The organism is Anatilimnocola floriformis, from assembly GCF_024256385.1.
Taxonomy (GTDB): domain Bacteria; phylum Planctomycetota; class Planctomycetia; order Pirellulales; family Pirellulaceae; genus Anatilimnocola; species Anatilimnocola floriformis.
In genome coordinates this window covers 3,728,663-3,750,549 of the sequence record NZ_JAMLFW010000001.1, presented here as the reverse complement: position 1 = coordinate 3,750,549, position 21,887 = coordinate 3,728,663, and the positions used below count along the sequence as shown (strand labels likewise).

Genomic DNA, 21,887 nt, shown 5'->3' with positions numbered 1-21,887 from the left:
AGGTCAGGGCTAAATGATGAAAACGGAACTCGCCGAGAACCTGTTCACCGTCGCCGATCTACTTTCGGCCGTCGAATGCGATTCGCTCATCGCTCGTGGCGAAGAGATCGGCTTTGAATTGGCTTCGGTGCGAACGCATTCCGGCCCGCAGCTGCGCACCAATATTCGCGATAACTCTCGGGCCAATTTCAACGATCTCAGTTTGGCCGACGATCTGTGGCAGCGTTGTTTGCCGCATGTGTCTGAGCAGCTTGCGTGGGGCACGCCTGTCGGGCTCGATCCGAATTTCAGGTTCTATCGCTATGACGTCGGCCAGCGATTCAGACGGCACATTGATGGATTCGTCGAGGAATCACCTCAGGTCCGGAGTCGTTTGACTTGCTTGTTTTATCTCAACGATGATTTCACCGGCGGCGAAACTGCCTTCTACGCCGACGACAAGATCAACGGCGACAGGCCCGAGATAGTGCGCGTGGTACCGCGGAAAGGTTCAGCTCTATTCTTTCGCCACGAATGGTGGCACGAAGGACGCCAGCTTGCGTCGGGGCGGAAGTACGTCCTTCGCTCCGACGTGTTTTTTCGCTCGAAATAGCGCGACTTAGCCGGCCAATTTCTGCGCGACCAGCTTGAGCAACGCTTTTTGCGGGTCGGCAAATTTTTGAATGCCCTCGCTCATGAGCGTCTGTTCCAGATGCTCCATTTTCACGGTCTTGGCGATTTCCGCGAGCACCTCGGGCGGCGGCAGCTTATCGACTTGCCGGGTGAAGGTGCGGCCGCTGGCGGCCACGGCAGCATTGGTCGCGGGCGGATTGGTTTGAATGTCACTGCCGGCAAAAGCGTCGACATACTTCCACGGTGCGTCTTCTTTTTTCTTCGTGCCCGTGCTGGCGAAGATCATCTCTTGCTGCAGCGGCAGTTTCTTGTCGCTCCAGAATTTCAGATTGTCGGCCCAGATTTGTTTCGCGTTGACGATGCCGACCTGGCCTTGCGCGGCGGCTGAAAGTTGCGGCAGGTGTTGCTCGGTGTACACATCGACGCGCGAGACGAAGATGCTATAGACCGACTTGAACTGATCGCGCGAAGTACGACGCTGCGCGCCGCGCCAAATGGCATCGCGAGCCGCCTGGTATTGGCGGGGTGAGAAGATCAGCGTCACATTCAGCGTCACGCCGGCTGCGCACAATTCTTCGAGCGAACCCAATCCCGCTGGCGTAGCGGGAACCTTGATCATGCGGTTCGTTTGACCGGCTGCCCACTTCTTGCCGAGCTCGATGTAACGTTGCACGCGCTCCGCATGCGGCATGTTAGCCGTTGGGTCTTCGATCAGCGGATCAAGCTCAAAGCTGACGTAGCCGTCGTTTCCTTTCGTCTCCTGCCATACGGGCTCGAAGACTTTCTGAGCGCCCTTCACCAGGTGATCGGTCAGCTTCCAGGTGACATCTTCGGCTGGCAGACCTTCCTTGGCGAGGCTGGCGATTTCCGCGTCAAACCGACCCGTCTTGATCAGGTCGGCAATGATGATCGGATTCGAAGTAGCGCCCGTCGCGCCTTCTTGCCGGTCGCGCTTCACGAGATCGGGATCGATCGAATCGAGCCAGAGTTTGGTGCCAGAGGCGACGAGGGACTGGAGAGGAGTCATGGGGCTTCCTTGAAGGCGATTGCAGATTGCAAATGTCAGATCGCAGATTGAAAAGGCAGTTGCTGATTCATTCTGCAATCTGCAATCGAAAATCTGCAATTCCTACGCCGCGTCCTCGGCGGCAGTGATCTCGAACTCGCGAACCAAAGCTTGTTCGAATTCGAACACGTCGTCGAAATCTTCGCGGCGGTCTTCGGGTGATTTGGTCATCTCGCCGATTTTGATCAGGTTGTAAACGATCTCGCCAAAGTCGCTCGTCGTGCGAATGCCCCAGTCGGCCAGCACCAGCTTTGCCATGAAACCGTATTGGTTGTGCGCGTATTGCTTGAGGGCTTGCGACAGATCCTGGCCGGTGACGTGGCGGACGCGGCGAACTTCGCCCTCGGCGAGCGTGGTGTCCTCTGCCCGGCCGAGTTCCAGCACTTCTTGCGCGTATTCAAGGCCGCTGCGGACGAACTGATAACCGTCGAGCTTGTAGCGGCGGTCTTCGCACAAGAGCTTGATCAACGGATGGACTTCGGGAGTCATGCTTTTCGACACGGCAGGATTCCACAGGATTCGAAATGAACAACCAATGAACGTTATATGATTTGCTGGGCAAGCACGTTCGGCAAGAGATCAGGCAGGAGAATCCGTATTCGGCGGCTGATCGGGAGCGTCGAGCGGATGTTGCTCGACCTGAGTAGGGGGCAAATCGGGTGGGAGGCTGGTTTGCGGATCGGGAGGCGGCGCGTTGCTGGGGAGCGTGCCGCGGTGCATGTCGTCGAGACCTTTTTCGTCGCGCGAAGCTTCGGTTTGCGGTTGGCCGCCAGAGGATTGTTCAGTACGCGGCTGATTGCGATTGTCGGGCCGGCGCGGTTGATCGCGCCGATCGTTGCGCTGCGGTGGACGTGAATCACGCCGTTGATTTCCCGCCCCGGAAGAACGATTGCGGCCACGATCGTTGGGACCACGATCATTCGGGCCGCGGTCGCCACTTTGCTCGTTGGCGGCGGGTTCGTTGGCGGCAGCCCCTTCTTCACCGCCTTCTTCTTCGGCATCGCGGCCTCGGCCACGACGAACATTGCCAGTGCCGACTTTCAAGACGGTGAGGACATCCTGGACACTGATCAGCACTCGCCGACCATCTTCCATCTGCACGAGCAACTGCTGCGTGAGGATTTCCTGATTCAGCACGCGCGCACGGCCGGTAGAAGTGACAATTTCCGAGCCGGCGGGCGGCAGCGTGCGCTGCAGCTCTTCGTAAGTGTCGTATTCGTAGCGGAGACAGCATTTCAATCGGCCGCAGCGCCCGGAGATCTTCGTAGGATCGAGCGTGGCCTTTTGTAGCTTGGCCATCTTCATCGAGACCGGCGGCATTTCGTGCAAGTGTGTGTTGCAGCAAACCGGCTTGCCGCAATCGCCGTAGTCGGCGAGCAGCTTCGCTTCGTCGCGCACGCCGATCTGGCGCATTTCGATGCGAGTTTGAAATTCCGAAGCCAGTTGCTTCACCAAGTCGCGAAAGTCAACGCGATCTTCCGACAAGTAGTAGACAACGACCCGCTCGCCGCCGAACAAATGTTCGACATCCACCAATTCCATCGGCAGCTTGAGCCGCAACACATGCTGCTGGCAGATCTCAAATTCGTTTCGCTCTTTGCTGTGAATGTGAACGAGTTCGTTGGCATCGTCAGCGCTCAACTCGCGCAAAATAGCGCCGCCGGGAGCATTGCTCAAACTGCGGGCGACCTCTTCCGTGGCTTCACAGAGAACATCGCCGGCTTCCAGACCGCGCTGCGTGCGGGCGACCACTTTCATGCCGCGGCCGTAACGATCGTTGCCACGGGCGCTGAAGATGCCGAGCGCTCGCGTGGAACCATACCGCAGCACGTAGCGTGAGCCGGGGCGGCGCGGTTCTTCGGGAGTCGCCATGCAAGGCCTTGTGAACAGCAAGTAGTTGGATGAAGGGTATCGCTCGGTTAGTATATCGCGAGCCACGGCGCGGTGGTAGCCGCGTGAGGCCACCACCTATTAGCTGATTTCATTCTTCATCGGGCGATCAACATGCGTTTCTCTCCGGCAGTTATTTTTGCGTTTGGTCTTCTATTGTGCGGCGCTTCACTCGCGTCGGCTCAGCACCGCCTGGCCCTGCAAGGCAATGGCAAGCTGGCCATCGTCGATCGCGACGGCAAGATCGAATGGGAAATGAAGTGGGGCGGCATTCACGACCTGCATGTGCTGCCGAATGGCAACTTCCTGGTGCAACAAGGTGCTGCCAAGGTTGCCGAGATCGATGTGAAGAAAAAGGAAGTCGTCTGGTCCTACGATTCCGCCAAATCAAACGGCAATGAAGGGAAGCGGATTGAAGTCCACGCGTTTCAACCGCTGGCCGATGGCGGAATGATGATTGCCGAGAGTGGCGCGCAGCGGATCATCGAAATCGATCGGAGCGGCAAGCTGCTCCGCGAAATCAAAATGAAAGTCGAACATCCGAACGCTCACACCGACACTCGCTTGGCCCGCAAGCTCGACAACGGCAACTACCTGGTCTGCCACGAAGGAGATGGTTTTCTGCGCGAGTACGATGCCACCGGCAAGATCGTGTGGGAATACGACGTTCCACTATTCGGCAAGGAACCAAAGGGTGGCCACGGCCCCGAATCGTGGGGCGACAAATGCTTCTCCGCGGTGCGTCTGCCCAGCGGCAACACACTGATCGCAACCGGCAACGGCCACAGCGTGCTGGAAGTGACGCCGGAAAAAGAAGTGGTGTGGAAGGTCGAACAGAAAGAACTGCCGAACATCACGCTGGCCTGGGTTACCACGCTGGAAGTGCTAAAGAACGGCAACTACCTGATCGGCAATTGCCACGCCGGCAAAGGTCAGCCGCTGTTGATCGAACTCGAGCCGAAGACGAAGAAGGTCGTTTGGACCTTCGATCAATTCGATACGTTTGGGAACGATGTTTCGAACACCAAGGCCTTGGATTAACTCTTTCCCTTCCCGTGCGGCTTATCTGCCTGGCCGATAATTTCATACAAGAATCGGCTGGGCTTTGTATCGCGCGGTTTGCCCCACTTCATGCGTGTGAGTGCAAGCGACATAGTCAGCTTTTCCTGCGCTCGCGTGATTGCGACGTAACAGAGCCGACGTTCTTCATCGATGTCATCTTCGGCTTCTGCTTTCAGTGTGCGATGATGCGGCAGGATCCCTTCTTCCATACCGACGATGTAAACGTGCGGATACTCGAGGCCCTTCGAGGCGTGCATCGTTAAGAGCGCGATGGCGTTGCGCGAGAGCTGCTTGTCTTTGCTGTCACCGAACTCGCGTTCGCCGAGGGTGACTTCGTCGAGAAAATCGCCAAGCGAGATCTTGCCTTTGCCTTGCTCGTACTGCGCAATCGCATTGATGACTTCCTCAACCGATGCCATCCGGTTCTGGCGTTCTTCGGGATTCGGATAGAGTCGATTGAGCTCGGCTTCGTAGCCGATTTCGCTGATCAACTGCTTGAGCAGATCGGCGAGAGCCCCCGCGCGGCGTTCGTTGCCCGCCTTGGCAATCATGTCGGCCCGCGCGCGATAGCGATTGAGTAGATCGACGAACTTTTGCACGTGGCCAGCCGCGGCCCCAGTGCAGATTTCCGCCATCTTCGGCCCCATCATGAGTTCGCCGACGGGCTTGCCATCTTTTACAGCGGCTGCAATCAGCTTCTCGACCGTCGTCGCGCCGATGCCGCGTGGCGGCGTGTTGATGATCCGTAGCAGGGCTTGCTCGTCCTTCGGCGATTCGATCGTTCGCAGCAGCGCGAGCAGATCCTTCACTTCTTTGCGATCGAAAAACGACTGGCTGCCGAGAACGACGTAGGGAAGTTTCACTCGGCGGAGTTCGGTTTCGAAGGCGCGAGGTTGTTCGTTAGTGCGAAACAGAATGGCAAAGTCGCGGGCTTCGCGTTTCTCGCTCTTCATCGTGCGCGTCAGGTCGGCGATGATCTCGCGAGCTTCGTCGGTTTCGCTGTTGAATTGCAAAATCCGCGGCTTTTCGCCACCCATTCGCGCCGGCCGAAGAATCTTATCGTGGCGATGTTTGTTGTAAGCGATCAACTTGTTGGCCGCGTCGAGAATCGCCGCCGTGCTGCGGTAGTTGTATTCGAGTCGTACCGTTTTCGCGTCGGGCCAGTCCTTGGCAAATTGCAGGATGTGCTTCACCTCAGCGCCGCGCCAGCCGTAGATCGATTGGTCGTCGTCACCCACGACGCACAGATTGCGATGATCGCGGGCGAGGGCTTTGATGATGCGATACTGACTGCCGTTAGTGTCTTGATATTCGTCGACCAGCACGTGATCGAACATGCCGGCTTCAACCAGGCGGACGTCGTTGTGCTTCTCGAAGAGATCCTCTGTCAGGAGCAGCAGATCGTCGAAATCGACCGCGCCGGCGTTTTTCATCGCTCGCTGATACTTGCGATAACCCATCGAGGCCAGATGCTCTTTGTCGGTCTGCGCCACCTGAGCAGCCGCGGGCGGGAAGAGCGAAATCGTTTTCCAACGGCTGATCTGATTGATGAGATCGCCAGGGCGCATCATTTCGTCGGAGACGCGGATCTCGCGCAGCACCTGGCGGGCGAGACTCTCTTGATCACCGCGGTCGTAGATGGTGAACCGCGGTGGATATCCGAGCTTCGTGATATTGCGGCGGAGGATCTTGACGCACTGCGAGTGGAACGTCGAGATGACCGGCTTGTCTTCCTGCTTGCCGAGAAGCGTCTTGATCCGCTCCTGCATTTCAGCCGCGGCTTTGTTGGTGAATGTCACCGCGAGAATCCGGCTCGGCTTGATGCGATGCCGGATGATATTGGCGATGCGAAACGTGACGACGCGCGTCTTGCCGCTGCCGGCGCCTGCGAGGACCAGCATGGGGCCCTTGAGGGTGTTCACTGCATCTTGCTGAGAGGGATTGAGTCCGTTCGACATTGAAATCAGGCTGCGACTGGATCGTTAATGAGCCGCTTCACGCCATCCTTGAGCACGACCATGTTGAAGTTGATGAGTAAGCCGACGCGGCGCTCAGTGAGGCGAAGATAGGTGAGGAGTTGAGCGAAATGGATGGGAGCGAGGGCTTCGATGGATTTGAGTTCGAGAATGACTTGGTTCTCGACGAGGAGATCGATTCGATAGCCGGCGTCGAGGTGCATGCCTTTGTAAATAACGGGCAATGCGAGTTGTTTCTCAAACGGAATATTGCGGATCGTGAGTTCTTGGCAGAGACATGCTTGATAGGTTGATTCGAGCAGCCCCGGTCCTAGGTGGCGGTGAACTTCGATGGCCGCGCCGATGATGTCTCCGGTGATGTCATTGATGGGTCGCATTACTCTCTCCGGCAGGGGAAGGATGAACCACAGAGACACAGAGAACACGGAGAGGAAGGGAAAGTCAAATTCCTTCCTCTCTGTGTCCTCTGTGCCTCTGTGGTGTATTCCTACAACCCCATCGGGAAAGGAGAAAGATTAATGATCCCCGTTTCCGTCACCAAATAATCGTTCTCAATCCGCATCCCTTCTCGCAGAATTGCGTCATACAATCCCGGCTCGCTCGTAAACACATCCCCAACCTCGAACGTATCGTTCCAGTTCGGATTGAGATGCGGCGCCTCATGCGGGAACAGCCCGATGCCGTGGCCCAGGTGATGATTGAACACACCCAGCGGTGCTTCGTTGAGAATCGCTTGAACTTCGTGAAACAACTCCTGGCAGTTCTTCCCCGGCTTGACCGATTTCTCGACGTGTTCGAAGACCTTCATGACGTAGGTCCACGCCGTGTGCTGCTCGTCGGTCGGCTTGCCGTTCACCGCGATGGCCCGGCTGTTGTCGGCGAAGTAACCACGGTAGGCGGGGCCGAGATCGAGAATGTAGAGTTCACCATCCTCGGCTGGGCGATTGTTGCGCGGCGGACCGCCACGGGCGCCGCATTGATAGTCGTTGCCAGTCCCGGTCAGCATTTCGCCGTAGGAGGCAACGGCCACGCCTTGCAGATGATTGAAAACGTCGATCTCGGTCACGCCAGGACGAATCATCGCGCGGGCTGCTTCGTACATCTTGCCGGTGCCGGCGATGGCGATCTTCAGCCGCTCGAGTTCGTCCGGATCTTTTTTGCGGCGAAAGCGATAGAGCGTTGGCTCGATGTCGATCCGCTCCCCAGCCAACGGCGCGAGATGCAAACCGAATGAAGAAAACTCCACGCCGATCCGCTTTGGGTTCACCGAACCAGCGAGCGCCTTGATGAGGACTTCGGACGATGCCTGGCGTTGATCGTTCCGCAGCGTCGAGTGCAATTGAGCGTCGTAGGTCACGATTTCATCGGCCGCCGCCTCGACGGTCGGTTTCTTCGGTTGGCACAGCGTCATGTGCCCATCTGCGCGCAGAGCGGCGGCGGGCGAAAAGACCGGGCCGAAGCGCGGGCCGACCAGATATTGCACGTGCTCGATCTGCGTCACCACGACGAGATCGAGTTTCTGTTTTTGCATCTCGTCGAGCAAACGGCGCTGCCGGGTGCGACAAGCATTGAGATCGGTATCGCCAGGGTTCATCGGAGTATTCCTTGTTTAGTAGTCTCGCAAGATTTCAACGGCAGCGTTCCGGCCGCAAGCACCCATCACTCCACCGCCCGGATGGCTCGCCGCGCCGCACAGATACAAACCGGCAATCGGCGTGCGATGATCGGACCAGCCCGCCACCGGCCGCAACGAAAACAACTGCGTCGGGATCATCGATCCCTGCATGATGTTGCCGCCGGTCAGACCGTAGATTCGCTCCAGATCGAGCGGGCTCAAAACCTGCCGGTGCAGGATCGCGTTCTTCACGTTCGGGGCATAGCGAGCGAGCAAATCGATGCAGCGATCGCCAAAGTCTTCCTTGATATCGTCCCAGCTTTTGCCGCCGGCCAATTTGTAGGGCGCGTACTGGACGAACATGTTCATTACGTGCTGACCTGCCGGAGCGACCGTCGGATCGACTGCGGAAGGAAGCGTAATTTCCAAAATCGGTTCGGCGCTCGGACGGCCATACTTGGCGTCGTCGAAGCCGAGCTCCATCGTGTCGAGCGTTTCGCAAATGTGGATCGTGCCGTGATGATGCGCCGACGCAGTCTTTCCCGGCAAGCAAGTGAAGTCCGGCAGCTCCGACAGCGCGACGTTGATCTTCAGCGATGCCGAGGCGTAGTCGATGTGCGAAACAGCAGTCCGAAATTCAGCCGGCAAATCATCGGCATCGAGCATTCGCAAGAACGTGTGGTTGGCATCAATGCTCGATGCCACCACCGGCGCCTCGAGGATCGCGTCGTCAGCGAGCGAGACGCCAACGACCTTGCCGTTCTGCACCAGAATCTTTTGCACTGCCGTCTCGCGGCGAATGTCGACGTGCAGATCCTGACAGGCCTGCTCCAGCGAATTCGCCAGGCCGCCCATACCGCCTTGTACATATCCCCACACACCTCGCGCGCCGCCAGCTTGGCCCATCACGTGATGTAGCAGCACATAGGCAGTGCCGGGGTACGATGGCGAGGCGAATGCGCCGATGACGGCATCGGTGGCGAGTGTCGCGCGGAGGACTTCGCTTTCAAACCAGCGTTCGAGAACAGGCCGCGCCGCGCCGACCAGCAGCTCGATCGCGGCGGGAGTGTCGTCGCCAAGCGAACTCATCGCGCCGTACATCTCGAACATTTTGCCGGCATCGCGCAGTCGCTTGCCAACGCCGATTTTGCGAGTCTCGGCCGATAGCGGCAGTGGATCCGGCGCGCTTTGCATCAGTAGCGGTTCGAGCACCGCAGCGACTCGTTCCAATAACCGGTTGTACTTGGGATAGGCGGCCGCATCGCGTTCGCTGAACTTGGCAATTTCTCGACAAGTGGCCCGTTCATCGGGCCCCATGAGCAGCGACCGGCCGTCGAGCATCGGCGTGAACGACGAAGGATTTCGCGGCAGAATATGCAGGCCATATTGCTTGAGCCGCAGATCGCGCATGATCTCCGGCAGCAGCAAGCTGACGACATAGGAGGCCGTGCTGATTTTGAAGCCCGGCCAGAGTTCTTCCGTCGTCGAGCAGCCGCCCAGCACGTGCCGGCGCTCGAGCACGCACACGCTCTTCCCCGCGCGGGCCAGATAGGCAGCCGCGACCAAGCCGTTGTGTCCGCCGCCGATGATCAGGCAGTCGTACTTCCGGCGTGTCGGTTTGGCAGCGGGAGCATGCATGAGTTTCGGCTGCGAGTACGCAGGTTAGGCAGTTGCCATCGCGTGGGCAGGAACGGGGAACTGCGTGCAGAGGCTGCTTACTTCGCCGCGCACCTTTTCATGAACCTTCGCGTCGCTCGTGTTCTTCAAGGCCTGCAGAATCCAACCGCCGACCTTCTTCATCTCATCGCAACCCATGCCGCGTGTGGTGAGGGCCGGAGTGCCGATGCGGACGCCCGAGGGATCCATCGGCTTGCGAGTGTCGAACGGAATCATGTTCATGTTGACCGTCACGCCGCACTTCTCGAGCACTTCGGTGGCCAGCTTGCCGCCGATGCCAAGGGTCGTGACATCGACCAGCATCAAGTGATTGTCGGTGCCGCCGCTCACGAGCTTCAAACCGCCGCTCAGCAACGTTTCGGCCAGCGTCTTGGCGTTGTCGATGATCTGCTTCGCGTAGGCTTTGAACTCCGGCGCGAGCGCTTCTTTAAAGCACACGGCCTTGCCAGCGACGACGTGCATCAGCGGCCCACCTTGGATGCCAGGGAACACATTGCGATCGATGTCCTTGGCGAGTTCGCTGCGGCACATGATCAAGCCGGCGCGCGGACCACGCAGAGTCTTGTGCGTGGTCGTGGTAACAACATCGGCGACAGGCACCGGGCTGTTGTGCAAACCAGCCGCGACCAGACCTGCGTAGTGGGCCATATCAACAAACAGCTTGGCGCCGACTTCCTTGGCGATTTCAGCGAACTTCTCGTGCGGAATTTCTCGCGGATAAGCGCTGGCCCCGGCGACGATCAGCCGCGGCTTGTGTTCGCGGGCCAGCTTTGCCACCTGGTCGAAGTCGAGGCGCGAGTCGCTCTGCCGCACGCCATAGCTGAGAAACTTATAGAGCCGGCCCGAGATGTTCAGCTTCATGCCGTGCGTCAAGTGACCGCCGTGGGCCAGGTCGAGACCGAGAACGGTATCGCCCGCTTCGAGCAGCGACAGGTAGACCGCTTGGTTGGCCTGCGAACCGCTGTGAGGCTGCACATTGGCGTGCTCGGCGCCGAAGAGTTGCTTGGCCCGGTCGCGGGCGAGATTTTCAACCACGTCGACGTGTTCACAGCCGCCGTAGTACCGCCGGCCGGGATAACCTTCGGCATACTTGTTCGTCAACACACTGCCGACTGCCTGCATCACGGCGGGACTTGTGTAGTTCTCGCTCGCGATCATTTCCAAGCCGTCCTGCTGGCGCACGGCCTCGGCTTCGATCGCGGCCCACACGTCGGGGTCTTGTTGAGCAAGCAAGTTCATGACGGATTCTCGGTTTGGCAGTTTCTGGTGGAAACTATAAATTCTCAAAGCAGGTGGTCAGGTCGTCAATTGGGGTGGACAACGAACGAAAGCCTGTTCCCAGCGGGAAACGCCGAATTCGTTGGAAAAGGACGGTTATTCCGCCCATTCCGGCCGATTTGCCACAAACTCCGCCGGCTGCTGAGTCAAAGGATGACGAAAGCCGAGCCGAGCGGCCTGCAGGCAAAGAGGCGGATCGCTGATCGCGTGGGTCTGCGTATCGCCCAATTGCCGATTCGGCAAATAGGCCTGCTCTCCGCAGATCGGCCAGCCGAGTTGCCACAGGTGGACGCGGATCTGATTGGTTCGGCCGGTGAGGGGGCGCACTTCGAGCAACGCCGTGCCGTCGCTGCAACGCGTTAGCACCTGAAACTCGGTAGTCGCGGCCAGGCCGTTGTCTTCATCGACGGTGCGGGAACCGAGATCGCCAGCGACATCGCTGATCGGCAGCTCGCAACGAAACGAATCTTCCGGCGGGTGGCCCTGAACGCGCGCGAGATAAACCTTCTCGACTTCGCCCCGCTGGAACTGCGGCTGGATGAAACTGGCAAAATGCCGCGTGCGCGCGAAGACAACCAGACCGCTGGTGTTCGCATCCAGCCGATGCGCGGGCCGCGGCAATTGCGGCGCATAGACAGTTTGCAGAATCGACTGCAGCGTGTTGCGATTGAACCGACCACTCGGATGCAACGGCAACGGCGCCGGCTTGTTCACGACAATCAGCGCTTCGTCTTCGTACACGATCTGGATATCGACATTGACATCCGGCTCGCTCGTGGCGGGAATCAGATGGAGGTAGCGTTCGCCCGCGCGCACGATGTGATCTGCCGTCACCGGCTCTTCCAGACGCGTAAGCATCCTTTCCGCCGCAATCAACGCAGCCCATTCTTCGCGCGGTACATGTTTGAGAATGGTGCTGAGAAAATCGAGCAATGTCAGGCCATCGCAGGTTGCCGGCACGATCAACGGCCGCTGATTGTCGTACGGCGCGCTCCCGGGCAATGGGCTCGTTGCTTTGCGCAGTTGCTCATGTCGCTTCTCGAGTGCTCTTACTCGCTGTTGGTCATCCGTCGCATGGCAGTAGGGACAACTGATTCCTTTGAGAAACCGCGGGTCAGTCAGATCATCTGTCGTGAGCGGCGTGAGGCAGGCATAGCATTGATCGCTGGTTGTTTCGCTCAGGCTCGGATCGAGACCGACGCGCTGATCGAACACAAAGCATTCGCCGTTGTAGTGAGCGCCGCCGACGTCTTCGAAATACTTCAAGATGCCGCCATCGAGTTGATAGATATGCTGGAAGCCTTCGCGCTCCATGAACGGCCCGGCTTTCTCGCAGCGAATGCCGCCGGTGCAAAACATGACAATCGGCTGCTGCTTCATTTCGCCGGGCAACTTCGCCACCGCGGCGGGAAAGTCGCGAAAGTGATCGATGCCGATGTTCACTGCATTACGAAATGTGCCGAGCTTGATCTCGTATTCGTTGCGAGTGTCGAGCAGCGTGACCGGCCGGCCTGCATCGAGCCATTCCTTTAACTCACGCGGCGAAAGTTTCGGCGACGGCCGGCGGGCGGGATCGATCCCTTCGACGCCGAACGCAATGATCTCTTTTTTGATCCGCACGAGCATTCGCGTGAACGGCTGTCTGTCGCTGTCGCTGAATTTCACCGGCAACTCCGCCAAGCCGGGAATGCTGCGCAGTTCCACGAGCAGCAGATCAATCGACTCGCGCGGACCCGCACAAAAGAGGTTGATCCCTTCGGTGCTTAGCAGGATCGTCCCCTTCAGCTGCCACTCCTTGCACTTTTTCAGCAGCTCTTCGCGCAGCGGCTTGAGGTTTTCGAGCGGGGCGAATTTGTACGCGGCGATATTGACGATCGAAGACATGCGAAACAGGCGACTAATCAGAATTGACGGAGAGATACTGCGGCGGCACCTGCTCGGTCAGCCACACCTGGTTGCCCGTCACAAAAAACAAATGCCCGTCACTCACCATTTTCCCTGCCGCGACCGCGAGCACAACCGGCTTGCCGTGCCGCTGAGCGACTTGCAGCATGGTTTGCTTGTTCGTCGACAAATGTACGTGGTGCCGATTCCCCTTATTCAGACCCGTAGCCATGATCGAATCGAGGTTGTGCACAGCTGTGCCGTGAAACAGCAACTCCGGTGGCGTGGCCGCTTCGTAACCCAGATCGACGTCCACCGAGTGCCCTTGCCGGGCCCGGATGCGAGTTTTATCCTCGCTGAACTCAAACCGCTGCTTGTCGTTCTCGGCCACAACTTCCCGCAGGCTGTCGAGCGACAATTCTTTGCCATGCTTGCGAAACGCTGCGATCAACTCCGTAACTTCGACCCAGCCGTTTTCGCCAAGTTCCAGACCGACAGAATCGGGCTGATGTCGCAAAACGTAGCTCAAGCTCTTACTGATTTTCTTTCTTTTTTCTGCATTCATAAATCTACTCACTACTTCTCATCTGCATTGCCACGTACAACCCCGCGAGCAATTTCATATCTGCCTTGCTGCCGCGTTGCGCAAGCCAAGCCAACACCGCATTCACCGGCACTTCATGCACCACGATGTTCTCACTCCCATCGCCGCCGCCAGCGTTCACCTTCTTCAAGCCTTCAGCCAGGAACAGCACGATCAATTCATCTGTTAGTCCCGGCGATGAGTAACCGCTGACTAACTCTGTCCAGCGCTCGGCCGTGTATCCCGTCTCTTCCAGCAATTCCCGCTTCGCCGCTTCCACCAGCGGCTCTTGTTCTGCTCCGGCAACGTCTCCCGCCAATCCTGCCGGCAGTTCGATCAACGTCGCATTCGTCGCAGGCCGTGCTTGTTCGACGAGCACCACTTTTTCGTCGTCCGTGATCGCCACAATGCCGACGGCCGGCCTGTTCGTATTACGGGTGACAAACTCCCATTTGCCACGGGCCACGAGCGAGATGTGCTTGCCGGGAAACAGCTTTTTCAGTTCGGGTTCGCTCATATTTCAGACTTTATTTTCATGGCCATTTGCAATTGATCGCACAACGCCAGAATACCGTTTCGCCTCGCCAACTGAACCTGCCGCTTCAAATCTGCTCATGTTCCGCCTCCAAAAGCTTCGCGAAACGGTCCGATGATCTGCTCGCCAGGCTGTGTATCGAGCACCGCGAACTCCACACTGACGAACCGATTGCGGAATTGTTCGTCATTCAGCAGGGCTTGTGCGAACAATCCTGCGACGGCCGAGGGGTCATTCCGAAACACGCCACAACCCCAAGCACCAAGTAGCAAATGCTCATAGCCATTTACCGCTGCCAGCGCGAGCAATTTGTGCAGGCGAGTTTTGATCGTCGGCATCACTTGCTCGTTCAGATGCGGCGAGTTCACCGTGATGGCTCCAGCGTTGGGAGCGGGCGCGGTCAATATGCTCAGCAAGTACGGCTGCCGCAAAAATTCCCCGTCGTCATCTCGGAAGACCGGCACAGCGGGACTCAGGATCATGTGATCGGTGTAGAGTGCCGACCTGAAGAGCCGATTGGCGTCGTAGTATCCCGGCTGCGAAAGCAACGATGCATATAGCGCCGACGAGCGCGCGAGGCTCTCTTCTTGCGCCTGGCTGCCGCCGAGAAAGCCACCGCCGGGGTTCTTGGCCGAAGCGAAGTTCAGCGCGAGTGTCTTTGACTTTCCCTCTTCGCAAACCATCCGCCGCGCAGCCGACAGCGTCGTCTCGTTCGAGACTCGTAACACCGTGGGCGTCTGTCGCGGTGCGGGCGGAAGTTGCTCGACCTGCCGTTGCAAATCCGTGGGCCGGTGCAACGCTGTGCTCTTAACACATCGGTCGACTTGCGTACGAATGTCGACTCGCTCTCCCGCCGATTCATACCAACCGCGGTCCACGATCCCAACTGTCTCTTGTCCTTGTTTAGCTCTATTTCCACGACTCATGATTTCATTCCGATACTACTTGCGTGCGTAACTCTTCGCGCACTTCCATTAAAATCTTTCCTAACCAATTCTTCCCGCTTCCTGATCTGCCGCGGCCCCAGAAGTAATCCATGGGCGCGGCTTCGACGAGCGGTTCTTCGCCGGTTTCCAGCAGCAACTCCGTCAGTTGCCGATGCGTGCGAAACTTCTTCCGCACGGCCTGTCGCATGATGTCGATCTTTACCTCTTCCCAATCGCTGCGGAGCGTCACGTCTCTCGTGCGGCCCAGTTTCTTGGCGATTGCCGGAGTCTTTGCGAGGCGGATTTTCTCCGCTTGCTCGTCCCCCGGAAACTTCATCGCTTGGAAGTAGTGCTCGATGGTCGGATACCACTTCGCCTCCATCTCAATGCCATGCGGCGAGAAGTTTGAGAACTCGTTGTACGCCGTTGTCTTCGAATAAAACTCGATGGCCATGACTTCACCTATTGGATCGTTACTCCCGCCTGCCGCATTTCATCGATCGCCTGTTGGCAATCACCACGCTTCAATTCCACGCCTCGGCAACCGCGCTCGATGAGCGTCACTCGAAAGCCCAAGTCCACCGCATCAATCGCCGTCGCTCGCACGCAGTAATCAGTCGCGAGCCCGAGCACGTGAACGTCCTCGACGCGATTTTCTCGGAGCAACTTCTCTAGCCCGGTCGCGCGCCGACGTGCGTTGTCAAAAAATCCGCTGTAGCTATCGACCTCGCGATCCGTTCCCTTCTGCACGACATGCTGAATGCCCGCGAGGTTCAGTCTCGGCGAAAAATCGGCGCCGCTAGTTCCTTGAACACAATGAACAGGCCACAGCACCTGCGGCAGGCCATGCAACTCAATCACGTCGCCGACCTGACTCCCCGGATGGTGCCGAGCAAACGACTGATGATCGGCAGGATGCCAATCCTGTGTCGCAACGACCAGGTCGTATTGCGGCATCAGCTCGTTCGCCACGGCGACCACTTCATCTCCCTGCGGCACTGCGAGAGTTCCACCAGGAAGAAAGTCGTTTTGAATGTCAACGAGGATCAACGCCCTCATCGCATTTCTCCTTGCAGAACCTGGTAAGCGTGAATTTGGCAAACGAATTCGTCCAGTGAATCGATCAACTGCACCTCAGGCCGCCGCAGCGAGAGTTGCTCCACCAAATCAAACCGCCGCCGATAACCGGGATGTGCTCCGACAATCAGCGGCACTCTCGAACTGCAGCACGCGCCAAGTTCGAAGAGGGCAATCGGACAAAGCGTCTCCGGCGGAAACCAAAACGCCACCAACCCGGCCCGCTGCAAATGGCGATATTCCCAAGCAATCTGTTCGCGCCCCACAGCATCGCTCGGCTCATACTCCTCGCGCCGCGGATTCGCAATCACACCGGGCGTGTTACGCAACTGAGCGATCACAACCGCCTGCCAGTTTTCCGTATCACTAATACCACCGGCGAGAAAAACGGTTGTTCCTTGTTCGGCACATTCCTCCGGCGCTTGCACCTGTCTCATGTCAGTCGATCTCAAATCTCAAAGTTAAATCCCTGCCGCGTCAGCTTTTGGTAGGCCCGCTCATCAAACCGGAACAGCCGCGCCGCGCGATGGGCTACGTCTTTCTCGATTTCATTGGTTTCCTTGATGATCCCCATGCTGAGCACCTTCTTGCGAAAGTTTCGCTTGTCGAGTTCCCGGCCGAGAATGATTTCGTAAAGGTGCTGCAATTGCCTGAGCGTGAAACGTTCCGGCAACAGTTCGAAACCGAGCGGCTGATAACGGACCTTGCCGCGCAGCCGGTCGAGTGCTGTCTCGATGATCCTTGCATGATCAAAGGCTAGCGTCGGCAACTCGGTGACGGGAAACCACGCCGCGTTGCGCGCGTCGGTACTAGCCTGCACGTTATGGCCGGCCAGATTGACGAGCGCGTAATAAGCCACGGTCACAACTCGATCGCGCGGATCGCGCTGCACGTCGCCGAACGTAAACAACTGCTCGAGAAAAAGATCGTGCAGACCGGTTTCCTCGCGCAACTCTCGGCTGGCCGCTTGATCGAGCGTTTCCTCGACCCGCACAAACCCACCAGGCAACGCCCACTGGCCGGCAAACGGCTCGAGGTCGCGCTCGATGAGCATGACTTGCAGATCCTCGTCGTCGAGGGCGAAAACTACGATGTCGACCGTCAATGCCGGCCGTGCGAAGTTGTAACTGAAGGCCACGGCAAAACTCCTTGGTGTCTGTCTTACACCATTATGGTGTTATGGCGACACTAAGTCAAGACGCGAAAATTATCCCGAGGTTCGCGCTCCTTTCGTAGCCACGCTCGCCACGGCGTGGGGATTCCACAAACGCCCCTCGGTCTGGCGACCGCGGCTACTGCCGATCAGCCGAAGAAATTCCGCGCAAACCCCTCGCGCAGACCCGCTTTACCCGCTAAAATCCATCTTTCGACTAGGGTGCTAGCAAGATGCGGGAATGGAAGCATGAATTCGGTCGTGTTGGGTGATTGCGTCGCCGGAATGCGGGCGCTGGCGGCTGGCTCGGTCGACCTGGTTTTTGCCGATCCGCCGTTCAACATCGGCTACGACTACGACGTTTATCACGACCGCCAGGAGCACGAGGCCTATCTCGCCTGGTCGAAGCAGTGGATCGGCGCGGTCCATCGCGCACTCAAGCCCGACGGCTCGTTCTGGTTGGCGATCGGCGATGAATATGCCGCCGAGCTCAAGATCATCAGCCAGGAGATTGGCTTTCACACGCGCAGCTGGGTCATCTGGTACTACACCTTTGGCGTGAATTGCAAACAGAAGTTCACCCGCTCGCACGCTCACCTGTTTTACTTCGTCAAGGATCGCGCGAAGTTCACCTTCCGCGCCGACGAACTCGAGAATCGCATCCCTTCTGCGCGGCAACTCGTTTACAACGACAGCCGCGGCAATCCCAACGGCCGTTTGCCAGACGACACTTGGATTTTGCGACCGCAAGACTCGGCTGGTTTCACGGCCGGCGAAGATACCTGGTACATTCCGCGCGTGGCCGGCACGTTTAAAGAGCGGGCCGGATTCCATGGCTGCCAGATGCCGGAGCAACTGCTCGGCCGGATCATTCGCGTCTGCTCGAATTCTGGCGAACTCGTCGTCGACCCCTTCAGCGGCAGCGCGACTACGCTCGCCGTCGCAAAGAAGTTGGGGCGTCGTTACCTCGGCTTTGATCTCTCGCCGGAATACGTAGAGCGCGGCGAATCGCGACTCGCCGGCATTCGCGTCGGCGATCGGCTCGATGGCGACGCCGAGCCGCTGATGAGTGCGCCCTCGACGGTTTCAAAATCGCAGCGCTCGAGTCCGAAGAAGAAAAAGAACGGTGTGCCGGCGGTCTTTGCCGAGGCGGAAGCCAATGCGGAAACGCGCTCGCTCGCAATTGCCGAACGTGGTTTGATCGAAGCTTTTGCAGCGGCCTGCGACGGTTATTCGGCTGATCGAGTTGTCGCCGATCCAGAATTGAATGCAGCTTTCGCCGCTCGTTGCCGAGCCATTGCTTTGCCGGGGAGCGAACGCGACTGGAATCATTACCTGTTCAACTTGCGGAAGGCCGGCAAGCTCGCGGAGATCAAAACGGCAAAACGTTCGGAACTGTCCTGGGAAGATTTCGATCGCGTTAGCTTTGCGAGCGAGATTGCGCTGAAGCAGATGATGGATGCCGGCGCCGAGAGCCTTGATGAAATCCTGTGCGACCCGCAACTAGCCGCGCAGTTCGATGCGATCGCAGTTCGCTTTGCGCCGGACGCTCAGACGGTGAACTATCGTCTCGCCGCCCTCAAGCTCCGTAAAGAGGCAAAAAACGCTCGTACGCGAGCTCAGTTGCTGAAGATCGGCCGCCTCAGCAAAGCAATGGCGCTCAATGAAGTTCGCAAAATCTCGCTGCCGGACGCGGGCGGGATTTTTGTCGTGCAGACCGACCGCGAATCGCTCTACGTCGGTGAAGCGTTGAACCTGCAAGGGCGAGTGCAAGCCAGCTTTCAAAAGAACTCGATGTCGGTTTGGGAAACCCTGCTCGACAGCAAAAAGAAGCAAACCCTTAGTTTCAGCTACTGCCAGACAGGCGGCGACAAACGCGACTTACTCGGCTATCAAAGTAAGTTCATCGAAAAGCTTAAGCCGCGATATAACTTCGAGTTGTTCCGGACCTAAGCTACCTGGTCTCGTCGATCCACTTTGCAATATCTGCGACGACCTGTGGCGCGACGTTTCCGGGCGTGAGATACTCAACCGCGCTGCTTTTGCCTTCGCCGGCGAGAAAGAGATGGTTGAGCGCCTGATAGCTGATGAATTCTGCATCTGCTCGGTCAGCGAGCGCATCGCGCCAGCGCGCGAAGTCGGACATTGTTACCTGATAATCCCGTTCGCCTTGCAAGATGAGAAACGGCTTATCGATCTTTTTCGCCGCAGCCGCCGGATCGTAGTTGCGTAGGTCGAGCCAATATCCGGCCGGAATACCGAGCGGCAAGTCGCTGCTCGGCGTTTGCAGCGTGAGGTCGGCGGATTTCGCCGTGGCGATTTGCCGTTCGATCTTTTCGATCTCTTTTTTCATTTCCGCTGTCGGCGGTCCATCGAGCGACAACAGATAATTCGTCTGTTCGAGAATGATGTCTTCGAGCGGACGAGTTGCGCCGGCCAGGCTGATGAAGCCCGCGATGTTCTTATTCGCCTCGGCGATGCGCGGCAGGAGCATGCCGCCGAGGCTGTGCCCGAGAACGAATATCCGCTTCTTGTGGAGCTTGTCGTGCGCTCTTAGCAAATCGACGGCTGCGGCGGCATCGTCGATCGTTTCTTCTTTGACGGTCAACTTGTTGCCGAGCAACAGCATATTCAGCGGATGCTGCCGCGTTCGCTTCTCGTAACGCAGCACCGCGATGCCGCGCGAAGCGAGGCCCTGCGCAATGTCTTTGAACGGCTTGTTCGGGCCGAACGATTCATCGCGATCATTGGGGCCGGAGCCATGCACCAAGACTACCGCGGGAAACGGCCCTTCGCCTTTGGGCAGCGACAGCGTGCCGGGAAGCGTGAACAGGCTCTGCCCGACTTTGACTTCCATTTCGTCAAATGAATCCGCGCGAACATACTCGGGCCGTTGATACTTGCCATGCGGCACGAAGAACAAACCACTTACGCGGTCGTTCTTGTCGTAGACAACTTTCGCATCGAGCTTGCCGCGGGCGAACTCCAGCGTCACGAACACAATGAAATAACCGTCGGCCTCTGTCGCGCGCGTGCCGCCGATTTTCTGAAATTTGCCATACGCATTGGCGGTCCCTTCCCAGACCGCGCGGATCTGCACGGCGGGGAGGAGCAGTCGCATGGTGAGATTGAACTGCGACGTGACTTCGTCGAACTTGCCGGCCGTGAGATTGGCCGTCAGTTCTGTGGCAGCGGCGATTCGCTTGTCCGGCGCGGCTGCGGAACTCGCATCCTGCCCGCAAATCAAAAGCAACACGACGAACCACATTAGCCGCGAATCTCCAACCCGGTCAGCGTGCCGGTGCTGCTGCCGAACTTGTCGGCGGGAATTCCCACTTGCTGCAGCATACTGACGAACAAATTGGAGAGCGGCGGATCTTTGTTTTCATCAAAGGCCAAATGCTGGCCGTGGTTGAAATTGCCGCCGGCGAGCAGCACCGGCATATTCTTTACGCTGTGTTTGCTGGCATCGGCCAGGTTGCTGCTGAAGAAAACGACCGTGCGGTCGAGCAAGCTTTCGCCGTCTTCCTTCGTATCGCGCAGTTGCTGAAAGAACGTCAGCAGCGTCCGCATCTTTTCCAGCTCCAGCACTTTCAGCTGCGCGATCTTCTGCGGATCCTGGCCATGATGCGACAGGTCGTGATGTCCCTGGCTCACACCTTGAATCGGCGGCACGCTGCTGGTGCCGAGCAGTTGCAGCGTGACGAGGCGTGAAGAATCTGTCTGCAGCGCGAGATGAATCAGATCGAACCAAACCCGCGACTTGCCGATCAAGTCGGCGCTGTTGCGTACATCGGTCGGCTGCTTGGCATTGACCTTGGGCTTCGGTCGCTTCGACCACATCTCAGCCTGCGCGAGACGCTGCTCGAGTTCGCGAACGCTGGTGAAATACTCATCGAGCTTTTCGCGGTCGCCGGCGCCGATGTTTCTCTCCAACTTCTTCGCCTGGTCGCGCACCGCATCAAGTACGCTTTGGCCATCGGCGAGTCGTCGCGCCTGAGCCTGCACTTCATCGGGCCGCCCTTCGAGAAATAACTTGGCGAACACGCCCGACGGCCGATCTTCGGTTGGCACCGGGGCACCGCTCTTCGTCCAGGCGAGCCCCGATCCTTCGCAAGACAAAGGCAACGTGGCGAACCGCGTTTGCCCATACAAATGCGCGGCAGCAAACTGATCGAGCGAAATGCTGTTTTTGAAACCGGCCCGCCGTTCGGGGTGAGGCGCCGACGTCAAAAAACTCTGGTTCGAATCGTGACTCGGCCCCACATCAGGATGCGACAATCCAGAAATGACCGTGAACTGCTCGCGAAACTCCTTGAAAACTTCCAGATACGGCGACAACTCGTAATCGCGCCCGGTATCCTTCGGGAAAAAATAAGCTGGATGCACGCCCAGCGGCGTATTGATGCAAACCATCCGCCGCGGCGTGTTCTTCTTATCCTCACCCCTCGCTCGCTTCGGCACGATCGCATCAAACAGCGGCAACGCAACAGCAACGCCGGCGGCGCGGAGGAGAGTTCGGCGATGGAGTTTCATGGCAGGGTTCTCGTTTA

21 protein-coding genes are annotated in these 21,887 nt (G+C 58.2%); 3 read left to right on the top strand and 18 right to left on the bottom strand.

What is annotated here, in order from left to right; translation table 11 throughout:
- The first annotated feature begins 16 nt into the window (after nucleotides 1-16).
- A complete protein-coding gene (locus tag M9Q49_RS14390) occupies nucleotides 17-592 on the top strand; it encodes a 2OG-Fe(II) oxygenase (RefSeq protein WP_254509451.1) in 576 nt (191 codons plus the stop codon).
- 6 nt (nucleotides 593-598) lie between these two features.
- Here the strand turns inward: M9Q49_RS14390 and M9Q49_RS14385 are convergent, their stop codons facing one another.
- The 3 genes from M9Q49_RS14385 to ricT form a co-directional block, all read right to left on the bottom strand.
- Nucleotides 599-1,639 carry a transaldolase family protein gene (locus M9Q49_RS14385; protein WP_254509450.1) on the bottom strand — a complete coding sequence of 347 codons (1,041 nt, stop codon included), beginning with the start codon at nucleotides 1,637-1,639 and terminating at the stop codon, nucleotides 599-601.
- A 102-nt stretch (nucleotides 1,640-1,741) separates the two neighbouring features.
- On the bottom strand, nucleotides 1,742-2,179 hold the full coding sequence (locus M9Q49_RS14380; RefSeq protein WP_254509449.1) for a Minf_1886 family protein: 438 nt from the start codon (nucleotides 2,177-2,179) through the stop codon (nucleotides 1,742-1,744).
- A 78-nt stretch (nucleotides 2,180-2,257) separates the two neighbouring features.
- Nucleotides 2,258-3,550, bottom strand: a complete 1,293-nt coding sequence (ricT, locus tag M9Q49_RS14375; RefSeq protein WP_254509448.1) for a PSP1 domain-containing protein — start codon at nucleotides 3,548-3,550, stop codon at nucleotides 2,258-2,260.
- A 132-nt stretch (nucleotides 3,551-3,682) separates the two neighbouring features.
- Here ricT and M9Q49_RS14370 point away from each other — a divergent pair, with 132 nt between their 5' ends.
- The gene (locus M9Q49_RS14370) at nucleotides 3,683-4,609 is read left to right on the top strand and encodes an outer membrane protein assembly factor BamB family protein (protein ID WP_254509447.1); all 927 of its coding nucleotides are present in this window, start codon (nucleotides 3,683-3,685) and stop codon (nucleotides 4,607-4,609) included.
- Here M9Q49_RS14370 and M9Q49_RS14365 read toward each other — a convergent pair.
- The 13 genes from M9Q49_RS14365 to M9Q49_RS14305 form a co-directional block, all read right to left on the bottom strand.
- A complete protein-coding gene (locus M9Q49_RS14365; RefSeq protein ID WP_254509446.1) occupies nucleotides 4,606-6,588 on the bottom strand; it encodes an ATP-dependent helicase in 1,983 nt (660 codons plus the stop codon). The two genes, M9Q49_RS14370 and M9Q49_RS14365, sit on opposite strands and share 4 nt — an antisense overlap.
- 5 nt (nucleotides 6,589-6,593) lie before the next feature.
- Nucleotides 6,594-6,983 carry a GxxExxY protein gene (locus tag M9Q49_RS14360; RefSeq protein WP_254509445.1) on the bottom strand — a complete coding sequence of 130 codons (390 nt, stop codon included), beginning with the start codon at nucleotides 6,981-6,983 and terminating at the stop codon, nucleotides 6,594-6,596.
- Nucleotides 6,984-7,093: 110 nt separating this feature from the next.
- Nucleotides 7,094-8,200, bottom strand: coding sequence for a M24 family metallopeptidase (locus M9Q49_RS14355; RefSeq protein ID WP_254509444.1), 1,107 nt, complete (start codon nucleotides 8,198-8,200; stop codon nucleotides 7,094-7,096).
- A 15-nt stretch (nucleotides 8,201-8,215) separates the two neighbouring features.
- On the bottom strand, nucleotides 8,216-9,859 hold the full coding sequence (locus M9Q49_RS14350; protein ID WP_254509443.1) for a phytoene desaturase family protein: 1,644 nt from the start codon (nucleotides 9,857-9,859) through the stop codon (nucleotides 8,216-8,218).
- Nucleotides 9,860-9,883: 24 nt separating this feature from the next.
- Entirely contained in the window at nucleotides 9,884-11,137 is a 1,254-nt protein-coding gene (glyA, locus tag M9Q49_RS14345; protein ID WP_254509442.1) for a serine hydroxymethyltransferase, read from the bottom strand.
- A 135-nt stretch (nucleotides 11,138-11,272) separates the two neighbouring features.
- Nucleotides 11,273-13,060: a sulfurtransferase gene (locus M9Q49_RS14340; RefSeq protein WP_254509441.1), complete on the bottom strand. Its 1,788-nt coding sequence runs from the start codon at nucleotides 13,058-13,060 to the stop codon at nucleotides 11,273-11,275.
- Between the two features lie 13 nt (nucleotides 13,061-13,073).
- Nucleotides 13,074-13,625 carry an RNA 2'-phosphotransferase gene (locus tag M9Q49_RS14335; RefSeq protein ID WP_254509440.1) on the bottom strand — a complete coding sequence of 184 codons (552 nt, stop codon included), beginning with the start codon at nucleotides 13,623-13,625 and terminating at the stop codon, nucleotides 13,074-13,076.
- A gap of 4 nt (nucleotides 13,626-13,629) precedes the next feature.
- Nucleotides 13,630-14,160: an NUDIX hydrolase gene (locus M9Q49_RS14330; RefSeq protein WP_254509439.1), complete on the bottom strand. Its 531-nt coding sequence runs from the start codon at nucleotides 14,158-14,160 to the stop codon at nucleotides 13,630-13,632.
- A 95-nt stretch (nucleotides 14,161-14,255) separates the two neighbouring features.
- A complete protein-coding gene (locus M9Q49_RS14325; protein ID WP_254509438.1) occupies nucleotides 14,256-15,104 on the bottom strand; it encodes a TIGR02452 family protein in 849 nt (282 codons plus the stop codon).
- 4 nt (nucleotides 15,105-15,108) lie between these two features.
- Nucleotides 15,109-15,558 (bottom strand): NADAR family protein, encoded by a 450-nt coding sequence (locus M9Q49_RS14320; protein ID WP_254509437.1) that lies wholly within the window; start codon nucleotides 15,556-15,558, stop codon nucleotides 15,109-15,111.
- An 8-nt stretch (nucleotides 15,559-15,566) separates the two neighbouring features.
- Complete coding sequence (gene pncA / locus M9Q49_RS14315; protein ID WP_254509436.1) at nucleotides 15,567-16,163, bottom strand: bifunctional nicotinamidase/pyrazinamidase; 597 nt, start codon at nucleotides 16,161-16,163, stop codon at nucleotides 15,567-15,569.
- A complete protein-coding gene (locus M9Q49_RS14310; RefSeq protein ID WP_254509435.1) occupies nucleotides 16,160-16,618 on the bottom strand; it encodes a nucleoside 2-deoxyribosyltransferase domain-containing protein in 459 nt (152 codons plus the stop codon). The genes pncA and M9Q49_RS14310 overlap by 4 nt, the downstream gene beginning before the upstream one ends.
- An 11-nt stretch (nucleotides 16,619-16,629) precedes the next feature.
- Nucleotides 16,630-17,319, bottom strand: a complete 690-nt coding sequence (locus M9Q49_RS14305; RefSeq protein ID WP_254509434.1) for an NUDIX hydrolase — start codon at nucleotides 17,317-17,319, stop codon at nucleotides 16,630-16,632.
- 264 nt (nucleotides 17,320-17,583) lie between these two features.
- Between M9Q49_RS14305 and M9Q49_RS14300 the strand changes: the two genes are divergently transcribed.
- Entirely contained in the window at nucleotides 17,584-19,287 is a 1,704-nt protein-coding gene (locus tag M9Q49_RS14300; protein ID WP_254509433.1) for a DNA methyltransferase, read from the top strand.
- 1 nt (nucleotide 19,288) lies between these two features.
- Here the strand turns inward: M9Q49_RS14300 and M9Q49_RS14295 are convergent, their stop codons facing one another.
- Both M9Q49_RS14295 and M9Q49_RS14290 read right to left on the bottom strand, forming a co-directional pair.
- Nucleotides 19,289-20,602: an alpha/beta hydrolase gene (locus M9Q49_RS14295; protein WP_254509432.1), complete on the bottom strand. Its 1,314-nt coding sequence runs from the start codon at nucleotides 20,600-20,602 to the stop codon at nucleotides 19,289-19,291.
- A complete protein-coding gene (locus M9Q49_RS14290) occupies nucleotides 20,602-21,870 on the bottom strand; it encodes a DUF1552 domain-containing protein (protein ID WP_254509431.1) in 1,269 nt (422 codons plus the stop codon). Before M9Q49_RS14290 ends, M9Q49_RS14295 begins: the two co-directional genes overlap by 1 nt.
- Between the last annotated feature and the right edge of the window lie 17 nt (nucleotides 21,871-21,887).

Excerpts from the sequence above, each read along its gene's own strand:
- M9Q49_RS14355 (WP_254509444.1), bottom strand. The coding sequence starts at position 8,200 with ATGAACCCTGGCGATACCGATCTCAATGCTTGTCGCACCCGGCAGCGC.
- glyA (WP_254509442.1), bottom strand. The coding sequence starts at position 11,137 with ATGAACTTGCTTGCTCAACAAGACCCCGACGTGTGGGCCGCGATCGAA.
- M9Q49_RS14390 (WP_254509451.1), top strand. The coding sequence starts at position 17 with ATGAAAACGGAACTCGCCGAGAACCTGTTCACCGTCGCCGATCTACTT.
- M9Q49_RS14360 (WP_254509445.1), bottom strand. The coding sequence starts at position 6,983 with ATGCGACCCATCAATGACATCACCGGAGACATCATCGGCGCGGCCATC.
- M9Q49_RS14370 (WP_254509447.1), top strand. The coding sequence starts at position 3,683 with ATGCGTTTCTCTCCGGCAGTTATTTTTGCGTTTGGTCTTCTATTGTGC.
- ricT (WP_254509448.1), bottom strand. The coding sequence starts at position 3,550 with ATGGCGACTCCCGAAGAACCGCGCCGCCCCGGCTCACGCTACGTGCTG.
- M9Q49_RS14290 (WP_254509431.1), bottom strand. The coding sequence starts at position 21,870 with ATGAAACTCCATCGCCGAACTCTCCTCCGCGCCGCCGGCGTTGCTGTT.
- M9Q49_RS14310 (WP_254509435.1), bottom strand. The coding sequence starts at position 16,618 with ATGAGACAGGTGCAAGCGCCGGAGGAATGTGCCGAACAAGGAACAACC.
- M9Q49_RS14325 (WP_254509438.1), bottom strand. The coding sequence starts at position 15,104 with ATGAGTCGTGGAAATAGAGCTAAACAAGGACAAGAGACAGTTGGGATC.
- M9Q49_RS14300 (WP_254509433.1), top strand. The coding sequence starts at position 17,584 with ATGAATTCGGTCGTGTTGGGTGATTGCGTCGCCGGAATGCGGGCGCTG.
- M9Q49_RS14330 (WP_254509439.1), bottom strand. The coding sequence starts at position 14,160 with ATGAGCGAACCCGAACTGAAAAAGCTGTTTCCCGGCAAGCACATCTCG.
- M9Q49_RS14340 (WP_254509441.1), bottom strand. The coding sequence starts at position 13,060 with ATGTCTTCGATCGTCAATATCGCCGCGTACAAATTCGCCCCGCTCGAA.
- pncA (WP_254509436.1), bottom strand. The coding sequence starts at position 16,163 with ATGAGGGCGTTGATCCTCGTTGACATTCAAAACGACTTTCTTCCTGGT.
- M9Q49_RS14385 (WP_254509450.1), bottom strand. The coding sequence starts at position 1,639 with ATGACTCCTCTCCAGTCCCTCGTCGCCTCTGGCACCAAACTCTGGCTC.
- M9Q49_RS14295 (WP_254509432.1), bottom strand. The coding sequence starts at position 20,602 with ATGTGGTTCGTCGTGTTGCTTTTGATTTGCGGGCAGGATGCGAGTTCC.
- M9Q49_RS14335 (WP_254509440.1), bottom strand. The coding sequence starts at position 13,625 with ATGAATGCAGAAAAAAGAAAGAAAATCAGTAAGAGCTTGAGCTACGTT.
- M9Q49_RS14365 (WP_254509446.1), bottom strand. The coding sequence starts at position 6,588 with ATGTCGAACGGACTCAATCCCTCTCAGCAAGATGCAGTGAACACCCTC.
- M9Q49_RS14350 (WP_254509443.1), bottom strand. The coding sequence starts at position 9,859 with ATGCATGCTCCCGCTGCCAAACCGACACGCCGGAAGTACGACTGCCTG.
- M9Q49_RS14320 (WP_254509437.1), bottom strand. The coding sequence starts at position 15,558 with ATGGCCATCGAGTTTTATTCGAAGACAACGGCGTACAACGAGTTCTCA.